The organism is Streptomyces sp. A1136, from assembly GCF_004795055.1.
Classification (GTDB): Bacteria; Actinomycetota; Actinomycetes; order Streptomycetales; family Streptomycetaceae; genus Streptomyces.
In genome coordinates, this window is the sequence record NZ_SSBJ01000006.1 from 184298 (window position 1) to 204256 (window position 19959).

Genomic DNA, 19959 nt, shown 5'->3' on the forward strand with positions numbered 1-19959 from the left:
GGAGGCGGGCGGTGACTGTCCCGACGGCCGCACTCCGGTAGGTTTCCGGTCTGTTTCGGGCGGAATCATGCGTTCCGGTGACGTACGGGACTTCCGGGACGGCCCGTGTGCCGGTCGCCCCTCGGCGCCCCGTGTCGGTGTTGGGCTGAACGGGTGAAACGAGAGAGGATGGCGGGATGCACATGAAGCGCGCGGCCGAGGCGGTCCGGTGAGCAGGTACGACGTCACGGACGAACAGTGGGAGGGACTCGCGCAGGTGGTCCCCCTGCGCAGTCGCAACGAGTGGCCTTCCCGGGTGGACCACCGCACGATCCCCGCGCGGCCCGGGACTTCGGCGGCGGAGCAGCAGCGGCGCTTCGTGGTGATCCGGGTCCAGATCTTCGCCGACGCCCGTGAGGTGGCGGAGTACCTGATCGCGCAGATCCCCGTGCTGCTGGACCTGACGGGGGCGGACACCGAGGTGGCGAAGCGCATCCTCGACTTCAGCAGCGGTGTGGTCTTCGGACTGGGCAGCGGGATGCACCGGGTCGACCGCAACGTGTTCCTGCTGGCGCCGGTCGGCACCGAGGTCGAGGGCATCGCGGCCGCGGCCGTCCCTCGATCGTAGGAAGGTCCCGGCGGCGGAACGGTTCGCCGAGGACGCCCCGGTCGTGGCGGCCCGTACTGTCCGGCGCATGGACGCCACCTTGGACACCGGGCTCGACTGTGGGCCGACCGCGGGGCCGGACACGGGCTTCGGCACAGGACTCGGCACAGGACTCGACGCGGGACTCGACGCGGGGAGGGGTGCGGCGCCGGACGCCGCGCCGGACGCGGGGTCGGGTGCCGGCCCGGACGCGGGGCGACCGGGCCACCAACGACCGGCCGTCACCGAGTTACGCCTCGCGGCCTTCGGCGCGCACCGCTCGGCGGTGTTCCCGCTGGGGCCGGTCACCTTGTTCACCGGCCCCAGCGGCAGCGGCAAGTCCCATGCCCTGGACGCCTACCAGGCCCTGTCCCGACTCGCGTCCGGTGCCACCCTGGCCGAGGCGTTCCCCGACCCCCGCGCCCGCGTGCCGGAGCGCGCCGTGCCCGACGCGGAACGCAGGCGCGGCTTCCGACTCGGCTGCACCGTCGACGGGCCCGTCGGGCCGGTCCACCTCGAACTGGCCGTCCAGGCCGAGCCCTCGCTGCGCCTCGTCGGCGAACGCCTCACCCACAACGGGGAGATCCTGCTCACCACCGCCCTGCGCGACCCCGGCCGGCGCTCCGTCCAGGCCGCCTGGCTGACGGGCGGAGCCACCGGCATGACCCGCGCCCCGCTTCCGGACGACCGACTCGGCACCGCCCTGCTGCCGCTGCGCGTCGCCGGGGCCACCGCCGGGCAGCGGCGCGTCCTGGCCGCCGCCGAGCAGGTCGTCGTGGCACTGCGCTCGGTGTTCCCCTGCGACCCGCGCCCGGAGCGGATGCGGGGCGCGGTCCCGTCGGGGACCGGGCGGCTGCGCGGCGACTGCGCGAACCTGGCCGATGTCCTGCGCCGGACCCGCCGGGAGTGTGGCACCCGGCACGCGCTGCTCACCACGGCCGCCCGCACCGGCTGCGCCGGACCGGTGGCCGGGCTCGACGTACGGCCCCACCCGGACGGCTCCGTCACGGCGCTGCTGGACAGGGGCCCCGCCGCACCGGGCACGGCACTCGGCCGCCTCGGGGCGGGCGAACTCCGCTTCCTCGCCCTGGCGCTCGTCCTGCTGACCGGGCCGGGCGTACTGGCCGTGGACCCGGCCGCCGAACTGCTCTCCGCGCAGCAGGCCCTCACCGTGCTCGCGGACGGATTCGACCACGGCCTCGACGGGCGCCAGCGCGCCGAACTGCTGCGCCTGGCGCTGTTGTCGTGCGCGCGCGGTCACATCCGATTGGTCGCGGCCATCGGGGAGGAGACGGCGGGAACCGCCCGCGCCCTCCCGGGCGTCTCGGTGGTAGACCTGGGTCCATGAGCGACACGCACGACACCCGCGACACGCACGGCTCGCAGGACGCCCGGGACGGGAACGACGCCCGGGACGGGAACGACGCCCGGGACGGGAACGACGCCCGGGACGCGCACGACGACCGGAACGGGCACGACACCGGGGGTGGGAAGGCGGACGAACGGCTCTACCGGCTCCAGCGGCGGCTGGCGGACTTCGCGGCCGCACGCGACTGGGCCGAGTACCACACTCCGAAGAACCTGGCCGTGGCCCTGAGCGTGGAGGCGTCCGAACTGGTCGAGATCTTCCAATGGCTGACGCCGGAGGAGTCGGCGAGGGTCATGGAACGGCCCGGCACCGCGCACCGGGTGGCCGATGAGGTCGCCGACGTCATGGCGTACCTGCTGCAGTTCTGTGAGGTCCTCGGGGTGGATGTGCTGGACGCGCTCGCCGCGAAGATCGAGAGGAACGAGCTCCGGTTCCCCCGGACGGGTGGTTCGAGCCCGAATCGTCACTCTTCGGAGTGATGGTGTCATCCACAACCATCTTTGTGTCCACAGATTTCCGAATACCCCTGGCTTTACTGGCTCGTTGCCTTCACTCTGGGTAGTGAGGGAGCGGCGGCATGTCGTGCGGACGGGGGACGGCATATGGATGCGGTACGGCTCATCGCGGCCGGCCGGCACGCGCTGGCACAGAGCGGGGCTGCGTGGGACATCGTGGGCGAGGCCTGGCAGGCACAGGCCTTGACGCAGGGGATCGGGAGCTGGCTGGCGGTCACCGGGCCGCCGGAGCTGAGAGCGGAGGCGCGGGTACTGGGTGAAGCGGGAGGCAGAGGTTGCGGGCTGCTCGACAGTCCGGCCGTGCGTGGCGGGGGCGGCGTGCCCGACTATCCGCCGAGAGCCGCGCAACTGACCGAAGTGCGGGACGTCCGGCAGGCGTTGCTGGGGCTCCAGGCGTTGCTCGGCGAGGTCGGCATAGCACTGGTCGGGGTGGCCTGCGCCACCGACGAAGAGGCGCTGTACTGGCAGTGCATAGAGTCGATCGACGCGGCTGACGAGTCGAGCGACCGGGTACGGGCCCTCCTGCGCCGCATCAGCGTGCGCGAACGGGGCTCCGCCTCCGGGGTGTCCTGAGGCACCGGGCGGGGCCGTACGGTCCGCACCGCGGACAGGATGCGGGCCGCCGGCGCCGCGGCGGGTCGGTGATACCGCTCAGGCGGACCGGGGCGGGGCGCCGTCGCCGTCCGGGGCCGGCCCGTTCCGCGTCGTTTCGTTCCGCATCGCGTCGCTTCGCGTCGGGCCGACGGCGGCCGGCGAGGTGCTTGAGAGGGTGCGGTCCGTGGAGGACAGGAGGTCGGCGTCCAGCCGGGACAGGTCGGCGTTCAAGGCCGCCAACAACTCCTCCATCTGCTGGAGCAGTCCCTTCGGCGCGCCGCCTTCCGGCGCGGGCGCGGCGGGGTCGCGGGGGTCCGGGGCGGCTGCCGGGTCGTGCGCCGCCTGTCCGGTCCGGCCGGTCGGTGTGTGCTGTCGGCGGGTCTCCGGCACGGCCTCGTGGTACATGGCGGCCTCCTCGGCCCTTGGCCCTTCCCGGGGGAAGGGGGCGGTGGACGCGCCGGACGGGGGCCGCCGGCGCGCGGGCCGGGGCGGTCCGGCTCCGTCCGAGCCAACGATCACCCTCCGGGCCGGTCACCGGCGCGGCGCGCCGGGGGCCTCCGGGCGGCGCGGATTCACCCGGCAGCGGCGGGCGGGGCAGGATAGGGGGCATGGATCTTCGCATTTTCACCGAGCCGCAGCAGGGCGCGAGCTACGAGACCCTCCTGCGGGTCGCCCGGGCCACCGAGGAGCTCGGGTTCGACGCGTTCTTCCGCTCCGACCACTACCTTCGGATGGGGTCCGCCGACGGGCTGCCCGGTCCCACCGACGCCTGGATCACCCTCGCCGGCCTGGCCCGCGAGACCAAGCGCATCCGGCTGGGCACGCTGATGACGGCCGGTACCTTCCGGTGGCCGGGGGTGCTCGCCATCCAGGTGGCGCAGGTCGATCAGATGTCGGGTGGCCGGGTTGAACTCGGGCTCGGCGCGGGCTGGTTCGAGGAGGAACACAAGGCGTACGGCATCCCGTTCCCCGCGGACCGGATGGCCCGCCTGGAGGAACAGCTCGCGATCGTCACCGGTCTGTGGGCCACCGAGCCGGGCGCCACCTTCGACTACGCGGGCGCGCACTACCAGGTGGAGAACTCCCCGGCGCTGCCCAAGCCCGCCCAGGCCAAGGTGCCGGTCCTCATCGGCGGCCACGGCGCGAAGCGCACCCCGCGCCTCGCGGCCCGGTATGCGGACGAGTTCAACATGCCGTTCGCGTCGATCGCGGACAGCGAGCGGCAGTTCGGTCGGGTCCGCGAGGCCGCCCGGGAAGCCGGCCGCGCGCCCGAGGACCTCGTCTACTCCAACGCCCTCGTGGTCTGCGTCGGCAAGGACGACGCCGAGGTGGCCCGCCGGGCCGCCGCCATCGGTCGTGACGTGGACGAACTCAAGGCCAACGGGCTGGCCGGTTCCCCCGCCGAGGTGGTGGAGAAGCTCGGCGCGTACGGAGCCATCGGCTCCTCCCGCGCCTACCTCCAGCTCCTGGACCTCCACGACCTCGACCACCTGGAGCTGATCTCCTCCCAGGTGCTGTCCCAGCTCGACTAGAGGAGCCTCGCCCATGGCCCGCGCGTCCGGCCCGCTCGCCGAAGCACTCGCCCGCAGGGCCGTGCTCCTGGACGGCGGCCTCAGCAACCAGCTCGTCGCCCAGGGCTGCGACCTGTCCGGCGGCCTCTGGACGGGCCGGGTGCTCGCCGAGCGGCCGGACCAGGTCGAGGCGGCCCACACCGCCTACGCGCGGGCCGGCGCGGAGGTGCTCATCACCGCGAGCTACCAGATCGGGTACGGGGCGCCCGAGGCCGAGGTACTGCTGCGCCGCGGCGTCGCCCTGGCCGACCGCGCGGCCCGGGCGGCGGACCACGAGGTCTGGGTGGCCGCCTCGGTGGGCCCGTACGGGGCGGTGCTGGCGGACGGCTCCGAGTACCGGGGCGGGTACGGGCTCGGCGTCGCGGCGCTGGCCGACTTCCACCGCCCCCGGATCGAGACGCTCGTGGAGGCGGGGCCCGACGTCCTGGCGCTGGAGACCGTCCCGGACACCATAGAGGCGGAGGCCCTGCTCGGCGTGCTCGCCGGGTCGGGGGTGCCCGTCTGGCTGAGCTACACGGTGGCCGGCGGCCGTACCCGGGCCGGCCAGCCCCTCGCGGAAGCCTTCGCCCTGGCGGCGCAGGCGCCGGAGGTCATCGCGCTCGGAGTCAACTGTTGCGATCCCCAGGACGTGGGGCCCGCCCTGGAAGCGGCCGCCTCCGTCACCCGTAAGCCGTTGCTGGCCTACCCCAACGACGGTTCGATCTGGGACGCGGCCGGCGGACGGTGGCACTCCCCGCCGACTCCGCCGGTCTGGGACGTCCCCGCCTGGCGCTCCATCGGCGCCCGCCTCCTCGGCGGCTGCTGCCGCATCGACCCCCCTGCCATCGCCGCCCTCGGCGCCCGCCTGTCCTGAGGCTTCACGCGGCCCCGGTGGCCACCCGCCACGCGTCGACGAGGGCGCCCACGGAGGGGAACCGTCGCTCCGGCGCGCCGGCGGTCGCCCGCCCGATGACCTCCAGCTGTTCGGGATTCCCGCGCCACCGCCTCTCCTCGTCGCCGGCGTCCAGCAGCAGACGGAGCGTCCGGCCGAGGGTGAACACGGTGGCGCGGGTGTCGATCAGCGATCCGCGCACGAGTTGCTCCGGAGCCATGTAGCGGGTCGACCCGGGCAGCCGGTCCGCGTCGAGGACGAAAGGACCGGGCCGGTACTCGTCCAGGTCGCACAGCACCATGCGGTGCAGGTCGAAGTCGTACAGCAGGCATCCGTCGTAGAGGTCGACCGCGACGAAGCCGGCCTCCTCGACGGCCACATGGGCCCGGAGGACGGATTCCAGCGCGGCATGGACGAGAGGAAGCGGCCGGGCCCGAAACCGTGCCATCGGGCTGCCGGGAACGGCCCGACCCCCTCGGTGTGAGCGGGTCGGGTGGTAGAGCACCTCGCCGCTCACCCAGGGGTAGACCAGGACGAGGCGTTCGTCCGTGGTGAAGGTGTGGACCAGGGGAACGACGGCCGGGTGCGCCACCTTCCGGTGGAACGACGCCGCGCGGCGCAGGGAAGAGGTCCCCTCCGCGGTGGCGGCGGTCTTCACGAACCAACGCCGGCCCGAGGCCAGGAGTCCGTAGGAGACGCAGCCGGAGTCCTGCTCGTCGAACCGTCTGAACACGGTGCCCAACCGGTCGAGGAGCGCTTCGGGTTCCGCGGCGTGCGTGACGTTCCGGAACGGGTGTGTCGTCATCACGGGAATGATCTCAGCCCGTCGGCGGGGACGCGGCGCTCCTGACGCGACCGCGGCGCCGGCCCGGGACCGAAGCGTAAAGGCACCGCCGCCGTAGGGCCGCTAATTAGGTCGTATGGGGGAACTTTCCCCGAGAACTCCGGGAAACCCACCGGCGGGATCGTTCATCCAGGGCAGCGGAATGTCCGCGACCCTGGAAGGACGGAACGTCACCTATGAAGATGACCGCGCGCGGAAGCATTGCGGCGCTCATGACCTGTATGGCCGCGGCCGGCGCGGCCTCCCCGGCCGTGGCCGACTCGGTTCCGGTGGGTGTCCCGCTGGACGCCGTGAAGACCACGCTGGGCGTGGACACCCCGCGCGTGGCCACCGGGGTGCCGGTGCCGGTCGTCGGCGCGCCCGAGGCGCCGCGCTTCCACAGCGGGGACCTGCTCCCCACCCCACTCCTGCCGGTGGTCCCGATCGGCACGGACCTCGGTCACACCCTCGTCACCTCCCCGGTGCCGAACCCGGCGGGCAGCCCCGAGACGGACGGCGAGGGTTCGCTGGACGCCCCGGAGACCCGGATGCTCGCCCGCACCCCCGGGGCGATCGTCGGCGCCCCGCTGTCCATGCCGGACGGCGGCAACTTCGGTATCCCCAACATCGTCACGCCCAAGCTGGGGCTGAGCGCCCCGGAGCTCGTCGGCACCCCGACGGCACTTCTCGGCCTGCGCTGAGCACCCCGCGGACAAGGCCCGGCCGACCCCGGGTCAAGGCCGTCCGGTCTGGGAACGTGTACGGCATGGGATTCCATGTCGACTCCGAGACCGGGCGGCTGCGCCGCGTCATCCTCCACCGGCCCGACTTGGAGCTGAAGCGGCTCACTCCAAGCAACAAGGACGCCCTCCTCTTCGACGACGTGCTGTGGGTGCGCCGCGCCCGCCAGGAGCACGACGGGTTCGCGGACGTGCTGCGCGACCGGGGCGTCGAGGTCCACCTCTTCGGCGACCTGCTCCGCGAGGCCCTGGAGATCCCGGAGGCGAGACACCTCGTCCTGGACCGGGTCTTCCACGAGAAGGAGTACGGCCCCCTCGCCACCGACCACCTGCGGCAGGTCTTCGACGGCCTGACCTCCGACCGGCTGGCGGAGGCGCTGGTCGGCGGCATGACCAAACGTGAGTTCCTGGAGCGGCACGCCGAACCGGTCTCGGTCCGCTTCCACGCGCTGGAGCTGGACGACTTCCTCCTCCAGCCGCTGCCCAACCACCTGTTCACACGGGACACCAGCGCCTGGATCTACGACGGAGTCTCCATCAACGCCATGCGCTGGCCGGCCCGGCAGCGCGAGACCGTGCACTTCGAGGCGATCTACAAGCACCACCCCGTGTTCACGTCGTCCGGGGCCTTCCACTACTGGTCGCAGGGCCTGGCCGACTACCCGTCCACCATCGAGGGCGGCGACCTGCTGGTCATCGGCAACGGCGCGGTGTTGATCGGGATGAGCGAGCGCACGACCCCGCAGGCGGTGGAGATGTTGGCGCGGGGGCTGTTCGCGGCCGGGTCCGCGACAAGCATCGTGGCGCTGGACATGCCCAAGCGTCGGGCCTTCATGCACCTGGACACGGTGATGACGATGGTGGACGGAGATACGTTCACTCAGTACGCCGGCCTGGGCATGCTGCGCTCCTACACGATCGAGCCGGGCGCCGGCGCGAGCGAGCTGAAGGTGACCGACCATCCGCCGGAGCACATGCACCGGGCCATCGCCGCGGCCCTCGGGCTGGGCGGCATCCGGGTGCTCACCGCCACCCAGGACGTGCACTCGGCGGAGCGCGAGCAGTGGGACGACGGCTGCAACGTGCTGGCGGTCGAGCCGGGCGTGGTCGTCGCCTACGAGCGGAACGTCACCACCAACACCCACCTGCGCAAGGAGGGCATCGAGGTGATCGAGATCCCGGGCAGCGAACTGGGTCGGGGGCGGGGCGGCCCCCGGTGCATGAGTTGCCCGGTGGAGCGGGACGCCGTCTGACCCGGGGCCGGGGGGCGGGGGTGCGCGGCCACATGCGGGGGATACGAGGGGGACCGCGGACGGGGAACGCCCGGGGGGTCTGTATATCAATACAGTGGGTCGTATAGACTTCCATCATCCCCTGTCAGCGTCACCCTGGAGCGTCCCCATGGCCACCGACCTCGTCGGCCGCAGTTTCCTCAAGGAGCTCGACTTCACCGCCGCCGAGTTCCGCGGTCTGATCGAGCTCGCCGCCGCCCTCAAGGCCGCCAAGAAGAACGGCACCGAGCAGCAGTACCTCCGGGGCCGCAACATCGCGCTGATCTTCGAGAAGACCTCCACGCGCACCCGCTGCGCCTTCGAGGTCGCCGCCGCCGACCAGGGCGCCCACACCACCTACCTCGACCCCTCCGGCTCCCAGATGGGCCACAAGGAGTCGGTCCGCGACACCGCCCGTGTCCTCGGCCGGATGTTCGACGGGATCGAGTACCGCGGTGACAGTCAGGCCGCCGTCGAGGAGCTCGCCGCGCACGCGGGCGTGCCCGTCTTCAACGGCCTCACCGACGACTGGCACCCCACCCAGATGCTGGCCGACCTGCTCACCATGACCGAGCACTGCGACCGCCCGCTGGAGCGGATCGCGTTCGCCTACCTCGGCGACGCCCGCTTCAACATGGGCAACTCCTACCTGGTGACCGGCGCCCTGCTGGGCATGGACGTACGGATCGTCGCGCCCCGCGCCTACTGGCCGGCCGGGTCGGTGGTGTCCGCGGCACGCGTCCTGGCCGAGCGGAGCGGCGCCCGGATCACCCTGACCGAGGACATCGCCGAGGGCGTCGCCCGGGCCGACTTCGTCATCACCGACATCTGGGTCTCCATGGGCGAGCCCAAGGAGGTCTGGGACGAGCGCATCCGGGTGCTGTCCCCGTACGCGGTGACCATGGACGTGCTGCGCGCGACCGACAACCCGGACGTGAAGTTCATGCACTGCCTGCCCGCCTTCCACGACCTCGGCACGCAGGTGGCCCGCGACATCCACGCCCGGCACGGCCTGGAGTCCCTGGAGGTGACGGACGAGGTGTTCGAGTCGGCGCACTCCGTCGTCTTCGACGAGGCCGAGAACCGGCTGCACACCATCAAGGCCGTCCTCGTGGCGACCCTCGCGGCGCCGGACGCGGGCCTGCCCGCATAGTCATACGCCGATCCTCGACGGGGCCGGTCCGGCGGGACCGGCCCCGTTGTCGTGCCGCCGCGCTCCCGACCCCGCCGGAGTATCGGAACCGCGCATAGCGTTTCTGTGACGGCAGTCACGAGCCGGTGATACCGTCGTTTCCGTGAGCCCCTTCATCGGTTCCACCCCAGCGACCGAACGGTGGCGCCACCTCCGGGTGACCCGGCAGGACGGCGTGGCCACCGTCACCCTCGACCGACCCGGGAAGCTGAACGCGCTCACCTTCGGCGCCTACGCCGACCTGCGCGATCTGCTCGCCGAACTCTCCCGCGAACGTTCCGTGCGCGCCCTGGTGCTGGGCGGCGAGGGACGCGGCTTCTGCTCCGGCGGAGACGTGGACGAGATCATCGGCGCCACCCTGGCCATGGACACCGCCCAGCTCCTCGACTTCAACCGGATGACCGGCCAGGTGGTCCGGGCCGTCCGCGAATGCCCCTTCCCCGTCATCGCCGCGGTCCACGGGGTGGCCGCCGGGGCCGGGGCCGTCCTCGCGCTCGCCGCCGACTTCCGCATCGCCGACCCCACCGCCCGCTTCGCCTTCCTCTTCACCCGGGTCGGCCTCTCCGGCGGCGACATGGGCGCCGCCTACCTGCTGCCCCGGGTCGTGGGCCTCGGGCACGCCACCCGGCTGCTGATGCTCGGAGAGCCCGTACGCGCGCCCGAGGCGGAGCGGATCGGCCTGCTCAGCGAGATCACCGAGGAGGGCAAGGCCCACACCCGGGCCGCCGAGTTGGCCGCGCACCTGGCCGCCGGACCCGCCCTCGCCTACGCGCAGACCAAGGCACTGCTCACCGCCGAGCTGGACATGCCGCTGGCCGCCTCCGTCGAGCTCGACGCCAACACGCAGGCGCTGCTGATGCACGGCACGGACTACGCCGAGTTCCACGCCGCCTTCACCGGGAAGCGGCCGCCGGAGTGGAAGGGCAGGTAGCGCCGTGCCCCTCGGAAAGAGGCTGCGGGTGGCCGTCGTGGGCGGGGGGCCCGGCGGACTCTACTGCGCCGCGCTGCTGGCCCGGCAGGGCCACGCCGTCGAGGTCCACGAACGCAACGCCCCCGACGACACCTTCGGTTTCGGCGTGGTCCTCTCCGACGAGACGCTGGGCGGCATCGAGCGCGCCGACACCGTCGTCCACGCCGCCCTCGGCGCGGAGTTCACCCGCTGGGACGACGTGACCGTGGTGCACCGGGGCCGGATGCTGACCTCCGGCGGCCACGGATTCGCCGCGCTCGGCCGGCGCCGGCTGCTGCGGATCCTGCACGAACGCTGCGCCGACCTCGGGGTGACGCTCCGCTTCGGCACCGGGGCACCGGACGCGCACGCGCTCGCCGCCTCCCACGACCTGGTGGTCGCCGCGGACGGGGTGCACAGCGCGACCCGGGAGAGCGGGGCCGCGCACTTCCGGCCGACGGTGACGACCGGCCGGTGCCGCTACATCTGGCTCGCCGCCGACTTCGCCTTCGAATCGTTCCGCTTCGAGATCGCCGAGACCGAGCACGGGGTCATGCAGCTGCACGGGTACCCGTACGCCGCCGACTCCTCCACGGTGATCATCGAGATGCGCGAGGAGGTGTGGCGGGCGGCCGGCCTCGACCTGTGCGACGAGGAGGAATCGGCGGCCCGCTGCGCCAAGGTCTTCGGCGAGGCCCTGCGGGGACGCCCCCTGCGCGGCAACAAGTCCGCCTGGACCCGCTTCCGCACGGTCGTCAACGAACGCTGGTCCCACGGCAACGTGGCCCTCCTCGGGGACGCCGCGCACACCGCGCACTTTTCCATCGGCTCGGGTACCAAGCTCGCGGTGGAGGACGCCCTCGCGCTCGCCGAGGCCATCGCCGCCGAGCCGGACGTACCGGCCGCCCTGGCCGCCTACGAGGCCGCCCGGCGCCCCGCGGTGGCGAGCACCCAGCGCGCGGCGGCGGCCAGCATGCGCTGGTTCGAGGAGATCGCCGGCTACGTCGACCAGCCCGCCCGGCAGTTCGCGTTCAACCTCCTCACCCGCAGCCGGCGGGTGACCCACGACAACCTGCGGCTGCGCGACGCGCGCTTCACCCGCTCGGTGGAAAGGGAGTTCGGCTGCCCCGACGGCGGCCCGTCCCACCCGGACACGCCGCCGATGTTCACCCCGTTCACCCTGCGGGGACTGACCCTGCGCAACCGGGTCGTCGTCTCACCGATGGACATGTACTCGGCGCGCGAAGGCGTGCCGGGCGACTTCCACCTCGTGCACCTCGGTTCCCGGGCTCTGGGCGGCGCCGGCCTCGTCATGACCGAAATGGTCTGCGTCAACGCCGAAGGCCGGATCACCCCGGGGTGCGCCGGTCTGTACACGCCGGAGCAGGCGACCGCCTGGAAGCGGATCACGGACTTCGTCCACACCTCCGCCCCCGGAGCCGCCATCGGCGTGCAGCTCGGCCACTCGGGCCGCAAGGGCTCCACCAAGGTGATGTGGGAGGGGATGGACGAGCCCCTCCCCGAGGGGAACTGGCCGCTGGTCGCCGCGTCCGCGCTGCCGTACCGGCCCGGGGTCTCCGCCGTGCCGCGCGCCCTCGACGCCGCCGACCTCGCCGTGATCCGCGCGGACTTCGCCCGGGCCGCCGGCCGGGCCGCCGAGTGCGGCTTCGACCTGCTCGAACTGCACTGCGCGCACGGCTACCTGCTGTCCGGATTCCTCTCCCCGCTCACCAACCACCGCACCGACGCCTACGGCGGCTGCCTGGAGAACCGGCTCCGTTTCCCCTTGGAGGTCTTCGACGCGGTCCGCGAGGCCTGGCCCGAGGACCGCCCGATGACCGTCCGGCTCTCGGCCACCGACTGGGCCCCCGGCGGCACCACCCCGCAGGACGCCGAACACATCGCGGCCGCCTTCGTCGCCCACGGCGCGGACGCCATCGACGTGTCCACCGGCCAGGTGGTGGCCGAGGAGTCGCCGGAATACGGACGCTCCTACCAGACGCCCTACGCGGACCGGATCCGCAACGCCCTGGGCGTCCCGGTGATCGCCGTCGGCGCGATCTCCTCCTGGGACGACGTGAACTCCCTGCTGCTGGCGGGGCGCGCCGACCTCTGCGCGGTGGGCCGCCCCCACCTCTACGACCCGCACTGGACGCTGCACGCCGCCGCCGACCAGTCCTACACCGGCCCGGCCGCGCCCTGGCCGGCCCCCTACCGGGCGGGCAGCCGCAAGCCGCCGACCGGGCGCGGCTAGGCCGGGCGTCATGCGGTCGTCAGTACGACGCGGTCCTCCACCGGTGTGTAGCCGAGGCGCTGGTACACGCCGTTGCTGGTGCGGTTCGACAGGTCCGTGAAGAGCAGCACCTCCGTGGCGCCGGCCGCGTACGCCGCCTCGCTCGCCGCGTGCGTGGCCCCGGCGGCGTACCCCCGGCCGCGCAGCTCGGGCGGGGTGTAGACGGGGCCGACGCGGCAGACCGAGGAGATCGGGCGGAAGAAGCCCGCCATCGACACGGGCGTGCCCGCGTCGTCCCAGAGCAGCATCCCGCCGTACGAGATCCGGTGGCGCAGGACCGCCTCGGAAGCGCTTCCGGGCTCGCCGGCCTGGCGCTTGAAGGCGTTGACCCAGTCGACCAGCAGCGGAAGGTCCGCCTCGTCGGCGACCCGGGCCCGGCCGGTCGGCACGGGGTCCGGGGCGTGCAGTTCGGCCAGCCGGTACAGCCGGTTCTCCGTCGTGATCCGCGCCGGCCTACTCCACGCCCGGGACAGCGCCGCCGCGTCGCAGCGGCGCACGTTGACCCCGTCGAACGGGGCCGGCAGGCATCGGGCGCTCAGCGCGGCGCCCAGCGCCGCCACGGCCCCGGCGGGCACCACGCCCAGCAGCAGGGGGTGCGGCGGAGTGCACAGCAGGCCGCCGGACACCTTTCCGTCGGCGCCGGTCCACCAGCCGAAGAACGGGGTGTCGGACCCGTAGGCCGTCGGGCCGCGCCGCTCCAGCCCGTCCATGACGGTGAGGAGGGAGGTGTTCTCCACGGGCCGTGATGCGACGGCCGGCCCGGCGGCGGCCACGAAGGCGGCGAAGTCGGAGGTGAAGGTCCATGTCATGCCGGCCCATCCTGGCCACCGTTCACCGCGCCCGCACCCTCTTTTCGGGCGCTAGGACCGCACGAACCCGGCCCCCGTGTCCCGCAGCCGGGCGTGCAGTTCCGCGAAGACGGCCGCCGCGCGGTCGCCCGGCCAGTCGGCGGGCAGCAGCTCGGGCGGCAGCCCCGGGTCGGAGTAGGGGAGCCGGCGCCAGCTGTCCAGGGCCTGCAGGTAGCGCCGGTAGGCCTGCTCCTGGGTCGGCTCCGGGCCCGACTGGAGCGCCCGCAACTCCGGCTCGTGCCGGTCCAGGAACTCCTCGTGCTGCTTGGCCAGCGTCGTCAGGTCCCACCACCGGGCCACCGCCTCGGCCGTGGGCGCGAATCCGAGGTGGGCGCCGCGGAACAGCTCCACGTACGGCGTCAGGAGCAGCCGCTCCATCGTGCGGCCGGTCTCCTCGTACAGGTGCGCGGGGGCGATCCAGACGCCCGGCGCGACCGAGCCGAAGCCCAGCCGGGCCAGCCGGGAACGCAGCAGGTGCCGCTTGTGCCGCTCCTGCTCGGGAACGGAGAAGACGGCGACCAGCCACTCCCGCGACCACCGGGGGGACCCGTAGATCCGCCGGTCGCCGTCCTCCAGCAACTGCCTGGCCTCCTCGGACAGCTCGTACCCGGCCGATCCGTCGGCCGCCCGCGCGGGCAGCAGGAAGCCCCGCCGCTTGAGCCGGGACACCGACGAGCGGACGGACGGCGCGTCCACGCCGACCGCGCCCAGCAGGCGGATCAGCGCGGACACCGGGACGGGGCCGTCGAAGGCCCGCCCGTAGGCGCCGTAAAACGTGACGATCAGGGATCGCGGAGTGTGCTGCTCGGCCACGGGTTCACTCTAGATCGCGCAGCCGGAAGCGTTGCAGTTTGCCCGTCGGCGTCCGGGGGAGCGCCGGGACGAAGACGAAGGAGCGCGGGCACTTGTGCGGCGCCAGCTCGGCCCGCATGAAGGCCCGAAGGGTCTCCTCCGTCAGTGTGACCCCGTCGCGCGGCACGGTGTACGCCACCACGACCTGACCGCGGCGGTCGTCGGCGCGTCCGACGACCGCGGCCTCCGCCACGTCCGGGTGGCGGAGCAGGGCCTCCTCCACCTCCGGGCCGGAGATGTTGTAGCCCGAAGAGATGATCATGTCATCGGCCCGGGCGACGTACCGAAAGTAGCCGTCCCCGTCGCGCACGTACGTGTCCCCGGTCAGGTTCCAGCCGTCGCGCACGTACTGCGCCTGTCGCGGGTCGGCCAGGTAGCGGCAGCCCACCGGCCCCCGGACGGCCAGCAGTCCGGGCTCCCCGTCCGCCACCGGCCGCCCCGCCGGGTCCACGACGCGGGCCTCCCACCCGGGCACCACCCGGCCGGTGGTGCCCGGCCGGATGTCGTCGTCGGCGGCCGAGATGAAGATGTGCAGCAGTTCGGTGGCCCCGATGCCGTTGATGATGCGCAGTCCCGTGCGCTCGTACCAGGCCTGCCAGGTGGCGGCGGGCAGGTTCTCGCCCGCCGAGACGCAGCGGCGCAGCGCGCCGAGGTCGTATGCCCCGGCGTCATAGGGGCCCAGGGTGTCCAGCATCGCCCGGTAGGCGGTGGGCGCGGTGAACAGGACCGTGACGCGGTGCTCGGCGAGCGCCGGCAGCAGCCGGCGGGGCGCCGCCTGCTCCAGTAGCAGCGAGGAGGCGCCGGCCCGCAGCGGGAAGACCACCAACCCGCCGAGCCCGAAGGTGAAGCCGAGCGGCGGACTGCCCGCGAAGACGTCGTCGGGCCGGGGACGCAGCACCTGGCGGGAGAAGGTGTCGGCCACGGCGAGCAGGTCGCGGTGGAAGTGCATGCAGCCCTTGGGGCGGCCGGTGGTGCCCGAGGTGAAGGCGATCAGGGCGACGTCGTCGGCGGAGGTCGCCACAGCGGGAAAGGGCCCCGCGTGCCCGTCGCACAGACGCAGGAGGTCATCGGAGGTCCCCCCGCCGTACGGGGTGATCCGCAGTCCCGGCACCTCGGCCTTGACCAGGTCGTCCAGCACGTCCACGTGGCACAGGGCGTGGCGTACCTCGGCCATCGCGCACACCGTGGCCAGCTCCTGGGCGCGCTGCTGGGCCAGCACGGTGACCGCCACCGCTCCCGCCTTCATCACCGCGAGCCAGCAGGCGGCCAGCCACGGGCCGGTCGGACCGCGCAGCAGGACCCGGTTGCCGGGGACCACGCCGAGGTCGGCGGTGAGGACGTGGGCCAGCCGGTCGACGCGCTCGCGCAGCTCCCCGTACGACCACACCTGCCCGTCGGAGCCCCGGAAGGCCGGGCGGTGCGGCCCGAACCGGTCGATGGTGGCGTCCAGCAGCTCGGCCCCGCAGTTCAGCCGGTCCGGATAGGCCAGCTCGGGCAGGTCGAACAGCAGGCGCGGCCAGGCTTCACCGGGCGGCAGGCGGTCGCGGGTAAAGGTGTCGACGTGCGCGGAAGGCTTGAGCTCCAAGCTGGTTCGCCCCCTCGGGACGGTCGCGGATCGCGTGACGAGCGTATCGTGACGGTGACGGCAGTCAACAGGACGCGATAGATGCGGGGTTGTTTGCATGACCGGATTCGCGCTCGGGGTGGACGAAGAGGAATGGTGCGGGCGATTGCGCGCCCTGTCGGCGGGGCGGCTGCGGTCGCTGGCCGAGAAGGGCGAGCCGGGCCGGGTGAACCGACCGCTGCTGGCCGCGCTCGGGGAAGAAGGCCTGCTGGAGCGGGTGTTCGTCTCGGGCGCGCTGCAGCTGTGCCTGCTGCGGGAATCACTCGCCTACGGCTGTACCGAGGCCGAGACGGCGCTGGCCCTCCAAGGGTTGGGGGCGTACCCGGTGCTGCGCGCCGGGAGCCGGGCGCAGCGGGAACGCTGGCTGCCGGGGGTGCGGGAGGGCCGACTGGTGGCCGCGTTCGCGCTCAGCGAGCCGGGCGCCGGTTCGGACGCGGCGGCGCTGGCGCTGACGGCGGAGCCGGAGGGCGGCCGCGGTGCGGCGGCGCACACCGGAGGGCGGGCGGATACCGGTGCGGCGGGCATCGGGGCCGGGCATGGCGGGGTGGGCAGCGCCGGGGACGAGGGCGCCGGGGACGAGGGCGTCCGGGAGCGGCCGGTCGATGCCGGCAGGGTCGGCGGCGGCTGGCGGCTCACCGGGCAGAAGCGGTGGATCTCCAACGCCCCGGAGGCGGATTTCTACACCGTCTTCGCCCGTACGGGTGAGGGACCCGGGGCCAAGGGCATCACCGCCTTCCTCGTCCCGGCCGACCGGCCGGGCCTGACGGGCGAGGCGTTGGACATGCTCTCCCCGCATCCCATCGGTTCCCTCTCCTTCGACGGGGTACCGGTCGGCCCCGAGGACGTGCTGGGCGAGCCGGGGCGCGGGTTCCGCGTCGCGATGGACACCCTGAACCTGTTCCGGCCCAGCGTCGGGGCCTTCGCCGTGGGCATGGCCCGGGCCGCGCTGGACGCGACACTCGCGCACACGGCCGGGCGGAGTGCCTTCGGCGGCGTCCTGGCGGACCTCCAGGCGGTGGCGCACCGGGTGGCGGAGATGGCCACGCGGACGGAGGCCGCCCGGCTGCTGGTGTACGCCGCCGCCGGGGCCTACGACGGCGGATCGCCGGAGGTGCCGAGGCGGGCGGCCATGGCGAAGCTGCTGGCCACGGAAACCGCGCAGTACGTGGTGGACCACGCCGTCCAGCTGCACGGCGCGGTCGCCCTCCAGCGGGGCCACCTGCTGGAGCACCTGTACCGGGAGGTGCGCGCGCCGCGCATCTACGAGGGGGCCAGCGAGGTCCAGCGCACGATCATCGCCAAGGAGCTCTACCGGGAGGTGGCGGCCCGATGAGCCTCGAACGCGTCAATCCGGCGGACCTCGCCCCGCCGACCGGCTTCTCGCACGCCGTCGTCGCCACCGGCTCCCGCCTGGTGTTCCTGGCCGGCCAGACCGCCCTGGACGGCTCCGGCAAGGTGGTGGGGGACACGCTGGCGGAGCAGTTCGAGCGGGCGCTGTCGAACCTGCTCGCGGCGCTCGCGGCGGCGGGCGGGACCCCCGAGCGGCTGGCCCGTGTGACGGTGTATCCGGTGGACGTGGAGGCGTACCGGCGACAAGCCCCGGAACTCGGCCGCATCTGGCGGGCCCTCGCGGGGCGCGACTACCCGGCGATGGCGGTCATCGGCGCGGTGAGGCTGTGGGACGAACAGGCGCTGGTCGAACTCGACGGCGTCGCCGTACTGGACTGACCTGCGCACACCACGGCATCCACGATCGCCGTCCCAGGTTTTGGACCGGACGCCTTTGACAGTGGGCGGTGAGAAGAGAGAGGGTGGAAATGTCCTTTTTGCAAAGAACATCGCCAATGCTCGGAGGTGCATCGTTATGCGCCGTGGGATCATTGCGGCCGTCGTGGCAGGAGCCGCCGGAGCAACGCTCGGTCTGATGCCCGTCAGTGGCGCGTTCGCCGCCACCCTTCCGCAACACGACCAACAGTGTTCCGACCACTGGCGGGGGGACAACGGGCGCGACTGCTGCGACTCCTCCCGCTGGAACGACCACGACAACCGGCCCGACTGGTGCCGAAACGACGACAACGGCAATTGGGGCAACGCCAATTGGAACGACAGTGGTTGGCGGGGCGGCGACCACGGCGACTGGAGCAACAGCCGCAACGACAACTGGAGTGGCGATCACGGAAATTGGAACGGTGACCGGAACCACGACTCCCAGGACCACGGTGACTGGAACGGCGGTTCCGGCGACCACGGCGGTGGTGGCCGTTAGGCCCTCTCCTCCAGCAGGACTCCCATCCACTCCTCGATCCCGCTGACCGTACGCGGCAGGGCGCCCGACATCAGCCGGGCGCCCGTCGCCGTGACGACCAGGTCGTCCTCGATGCGGACCCCGATGCCCCGGAGTTCGGCGGGCAGCGTCTCGTCGTCGGGCTGCAGGTACAGGCCCGGTTCGACCGTGAGGACCTGGCCCTCCTCCAGCACCCCGTCGAGGTAGGTCTCCGCCCGCGCCTTCGCGCAGTCGTGGACGTCCAGTCCCAGCATGTGGCCGCTGCTGCACAGGGTGTACCGCCGGTGCAGGTCCCCTTCCGGGTCCTTGAGCACCCCCCAGTCCGCGAGCCCCTCCGCGATCACCCGCATGCCCGCCCGGTGGAAGTCCCTGAAGCTCGCGCCGGGTCGCAGCGCCGCGATACCCGCCTCCTGGGCGGCCAGGACCAGCTCGTACACCTGTCGCTGGACCGGGGAGAACCGGCCCGACAGCGGGAGGGTGCGGGTGATGTCCGCCGTGTAGAGGGTGTCCGTCTCCACGCCCGCGTCCAGCAGGAGCAGTTCGTCCCGGTCCAGGCGCCCGTCATTGCGGATCCAGTGCAGGACGCAGGCGTGCGCGCCGGACGCGGCGATCGTCTCGTATCCGGTCCCGTTGCCCTCCGCGCGGGCGCGCAGGCCGAAGACCCCCTCGATCCAGCGCTCCCCGCGCGGGTGTTGCAGCGCGCGCGGCAGGGCCCGTACGACGTCCTCGAACCCGGCGGTCGTGTGGTCGACGGCCAGTTGGAGCTGCTCCACTTCCCAGGCGTCCTTGACCAGCCGCAACTCCGAGAGGGCCGTGGCGAGTTCACCGTCCGTGGAGGCGTTTCGCCCCGTCGGTGAACCGAGCGAGTCCAGACGGGCGCAGCGGATGCCCGTCAGGCGTTCCGCCTCGGCCAGGTCGGCGCGGCGGCCGACCCAGAACTCCCCGTACCGGCGGTCCCGGTAGAACTCCTCGTTGCCGTCCGCGCGCGGCGAGCGCGGGCGCAGGTAGAGCACGGCCTCGTGTCCCCGCGGCCCCGAGGGCTCCAGGACCAGGACGTGACCGACCTGGTCCTCGCCGGTCAGGCCCGTCAGCCAGGCGTACGCGCTGTGCGGGCGGAAGCGGTGGTCGCAGTCGTTGGAGCGGACCTTCAGTTCGCCGGCCGGGACGATCAGTCGCTCGCCGGGGAAGAGCGCCGAGAGCCGGGCGCGACGGGCGGGCGTGACGTCGTGCGCCTGAGTCCCGCCGGAGCCGGTCGGTGACGACGGGGTCCAGCCGCCCGCCATGAAACGGGACAGTTCCGCGGATACGGGCAGGTCGTGGCTGCCGATGTTGAGGCGGGAGGAGGCATCGGTCACGGGGGCTCCCTGAAGAGAAGCGAACTGGTAGGCGCACAGGGGTTGTCAGTGCAATTTCACATTACTATGTTACAGCTCACACCGCGCCGCGTTAATCCCCGTCAAACGCCGCGTGAAGCAGGGCAGTTCACGCACTTCGCACCTCATGCACCGACATGCACCTCGTGCCTCGTGCACTCGTAC

General features: G+C 73.0%; 20 protein-coding genes. 14 read left to right on the plus strand and 6 right to left on the minus strand.

Going from position 1 to position 19959, the window contains the following annotated elements; translation table 11 throughout:
• The first annotated feature begins 208 nt into the window (after positions 1–208).
• The 4 genes from E6R62_RS08120 to E6R62_RS08135 all read left to right on the plus strand — a co-directional run bounded on the left by E6R62_RS08120 (position 209) and on the right by E6R62_RS08135 (position 3082).
• Positions 209–607, plus strand: coding sequence for a cell division protein SepF (locus E6R62_RS08120; protein ID WP_136212627.1), 399 nt, complete (start codon positions 209–211; stop codon positions 605–607).
• A 67-nt stretch (positions 608–674) separates the two neighbouring features.
• A complete protein-coding gene (locus E6R62_RS08125) occupies positions 675–1973 on the plus strand; it encodes an AAA family ATPase (protein WP_136212628.1) in 1299 nt (432 codons plus the stop codon).
• Positions 1974–2152: 179 nt separating this feature from the next.
• Positions 2153–2473, plus strand: coding sequence for a nucleotide pyrophosphohydrolase (locus E6R62_RS40740; protein WP_240801549.1), 321 nt, complete (start codon positions 2153–2155; stop codon positions 2471–2473).
• A 123-nt stretch (positions 2474–2596) separates the two neighbouring features.
• On the plus strand, positions 2597–3082 hold the full coding sequence (locus E6R62_RS08135) for a DUF6099 family protein (RefSeq protein WP_136212630.1): 486 nt from the start codon (positions 2597–2599) through the stop codon (positions 3080–3082).
• A 78-nt stretch (positions 3083–3160) separates the two neighbouring features.
• On the opposite strand, the gene E6R62_RS08140 is transcribed toward E6R62_RS08135, so the two are convergent.
• The gene (locus tag E6R62_RS08140; RefSeq protein ID WP_136212631.1) at positions 3161–3508 is read right to left on the minus strand and encodes a hypothetical protein; all 348 of its coding nucleotides are present in this window, start codon (positions 3506–3508) and stop codon (positions 3161–3163) included.
• A 203-nt stretch (positions 3509–3711) separates the two neighbouring features.
• On the opposite strand from E6R62_RS08140, the gene E6R62_RS08145 reads away from it, so the two are divergent.
• Entirely contained in the window at positions 3712–4635 is a 924-nt protein-coding gene (locus E6R62_RS08145) for an LLM class F420-dependent oxidoreductase (RefSeq protein WP_136212632.1), read from the plus strand.
• Positions 4636–4648: 13 nt separating this feature from the next.
• Positions 4649–5527, plus strand: a complete 879-nt coding sequence (gene mmuM / locus E6R62_RS08150) for a homocysteine S-methyltransferase (protein WP_136212633.1) — start codon at positions 4649–4651, stop codon at positions 5525–5527.
• 4 nt (positions 5528–5531) lie between these two features.
• Here mmuM and E6R62_RS08155 read toward each other — a convergent pair whose 3' ends face one another.
• A complete protein-coding gene (locus E6R62_RS08155; RefSeq protein ID WP_136212634.1) occupies positions 5532–6350 on the minus strand; it encodes a serine/threonine-protein kinase in 819 nt (272 codons plus the stop codon).
• Positions 6351–6571: 221 nt separating this feature from the next.
• On the opposite strand from E6R62_RS08155, the gene E6R62_RS08160 reads away from it, so the two are divergent.
• The 5 genes from E6R62_RS08160 (at position 6572) to E6R62_RS08180 (ending at position 12774) form a co-directional block, all read left to right on the plus strand.
• Positions 6572–7069 (plus strand): hypothetical protein, encoded by a 498-nt coding sequence (locus E6R62_RS08160; protein WP_240801538.1) that lies wholly within the window; start codon positions 6572–6574, stop codon positions 7067–7069.
• Between the two features lie 65 nt (positions 7070–7134).
• Positions 7135–8361, plus strand: a complete 1227-nt coding sequence (locus E6R62_RS08165; protein WP_136212636.1) for an arginine deiminase — start codon at positions 7135–7137, stop codon at positions 8359–8361.
• Positions 8362–8509: 148 nt separating this feature from the next.
• Entirely contained in the window at positions 8510–9532 is a 1023-nt protein-coding gene (gene argF / locus E6R62_RS08170) for an ornithine carbamoyltransferase (RefSeq protein WP_136212637.1), read from the plus strand.
• A 142-nt stretch (positions 9533–9674) separates the two neighbouring features.
• Positions 9675–10502 carry an enoyl-CoA hydratase family protein gene (locus tag E6R62_RS08175; RefSeq protein WP_136212638.1) on the plus strand — a complete coding sequence of 276 codons (828 nt, stop codon included), beginning with the start codon at positions 9675–9677 and terminating at the stop codon, positions 10500–10502.
• Between the two features lie 4 nt (positions 10503–10506).
• Positions 10507–12774: a bifunctional salicylyl-CoA 5-hydroxylase/oxidoreductase gene (locus E6R62_RS08180; RefSeq protein WP_240801539.1), complete on the plus strand. Its 2268-nt coding sequence runs from the start codon at positions 10507–10509 to the stop codon at positions 12772–12774.
• A gap of 8 nt (positions 12775–12782) precedes the next feature.
• Here the strand turns inward: E6R62_RS08180 and E6R62_RS08185 are convergent, their stop codons facing one another.
• Genes E6R62_RS08185 through E6R62_RS08195 form a run of 3 tightly spaced genes read right to left on the minus strand, consistent with a single transcriptional unit; the run spans position 12783 to position 16098 of the window.
• Positions 12783–13622 carry a GNAT family N-acetyltransferase gene (locus tag E6R62_RS08185; RefSeq protein WP_136212639.1) on the minus strand — a complete coding sequence of 280 codons (840 nt, stop codon included), beginning with the start codon at positions 13620–13622 and terminating at the stop codon, positions 12783–12785.
• Between the two features lie 51 nt (positions 13623–13673).
• Positions 13674–14474, minus strand: coding sequence for a PaaX family transcriptional regulator C-terminal domain-containing protein (locus tag E6R62_RS08190; RefSeq protein WP_136212640.1), 801 nt, complete (start codon positions 14472–14474; stop codon positions 13674–13676).
• 4 nt (positions 14475–14478) lie between these two features.
• Positions 14479–16098, minus strand: a complete 1620-nt coding sequence (locus E6R62_RS08195) for an AMP-binding protein (RefSeq protein WP_240801540.1) — start codon at positions 16096–16098, stop codon at positions 14479–14481.
• Between the two features lie 97 nt (positions 16099–16195).
• On the opposite strand from E6R62_RS08195, the gene E6R62_RS08200 reads away from it, so the two are divergent.
• The 3 genes from E6R62_RS08200 to E6R62_RS08210 all read left to right on the plus strand — a co-directional run bounded on the left by E6R62_RS08200 (position 16196) and on the right by E6R62_RS08210 (position 18403).
• Entirely contained in the window at positions 16196–17470 is a 1275-nt protein-coding gene (locus E6R62_RS08200; RefSeq protein WP_136212642.1) for an acyl-CoA dehydrogenase family protein, read from the plus strand.
• Positions 17467–17865 (plus strand): RidA family protein, encoded by a 399-nt coding sequence (locus E6R62_RS08205; RefSeq protein WP_136212643.1) that lies wholly within the window; start codon positions 17467–17469, stop codon positions 17863–17865. Before E6R62_RS08200 ends, E6R62_RS08205 begins: the two co-directional genes overlap by 4 nt.
• A gap of 136 nt (positions 17866–18001) precedes the next feature.
• A complete protein-coding gene (locus E6R62_RS08210) occupies positions 18002–18403 on the plus strand; it encodes a hypothetical protein (protein WP_136212644.1) in 402 nt (133 codons plus the stop codon).
• Here E6R62_RS08210 and E6R62_RS08215 read toward each other — a convergent pair.
• Positions 18400–19776: an aminopeptidase P family protein gene (locus E6R62_RS08215; protein ID WP_240801541.1), complete on the minus strand. Its 1377-nt coding sequence runs from the start codon at positions 19774–19776 to the stop codon at positions 18400–18402. The genes E6R62_RS08210 and E6R62_RS08215 overlap by 4 nt on opposite strands.
• Between the last annotated feature and the right edge of the window lie 183 nt (positions 19777–19959).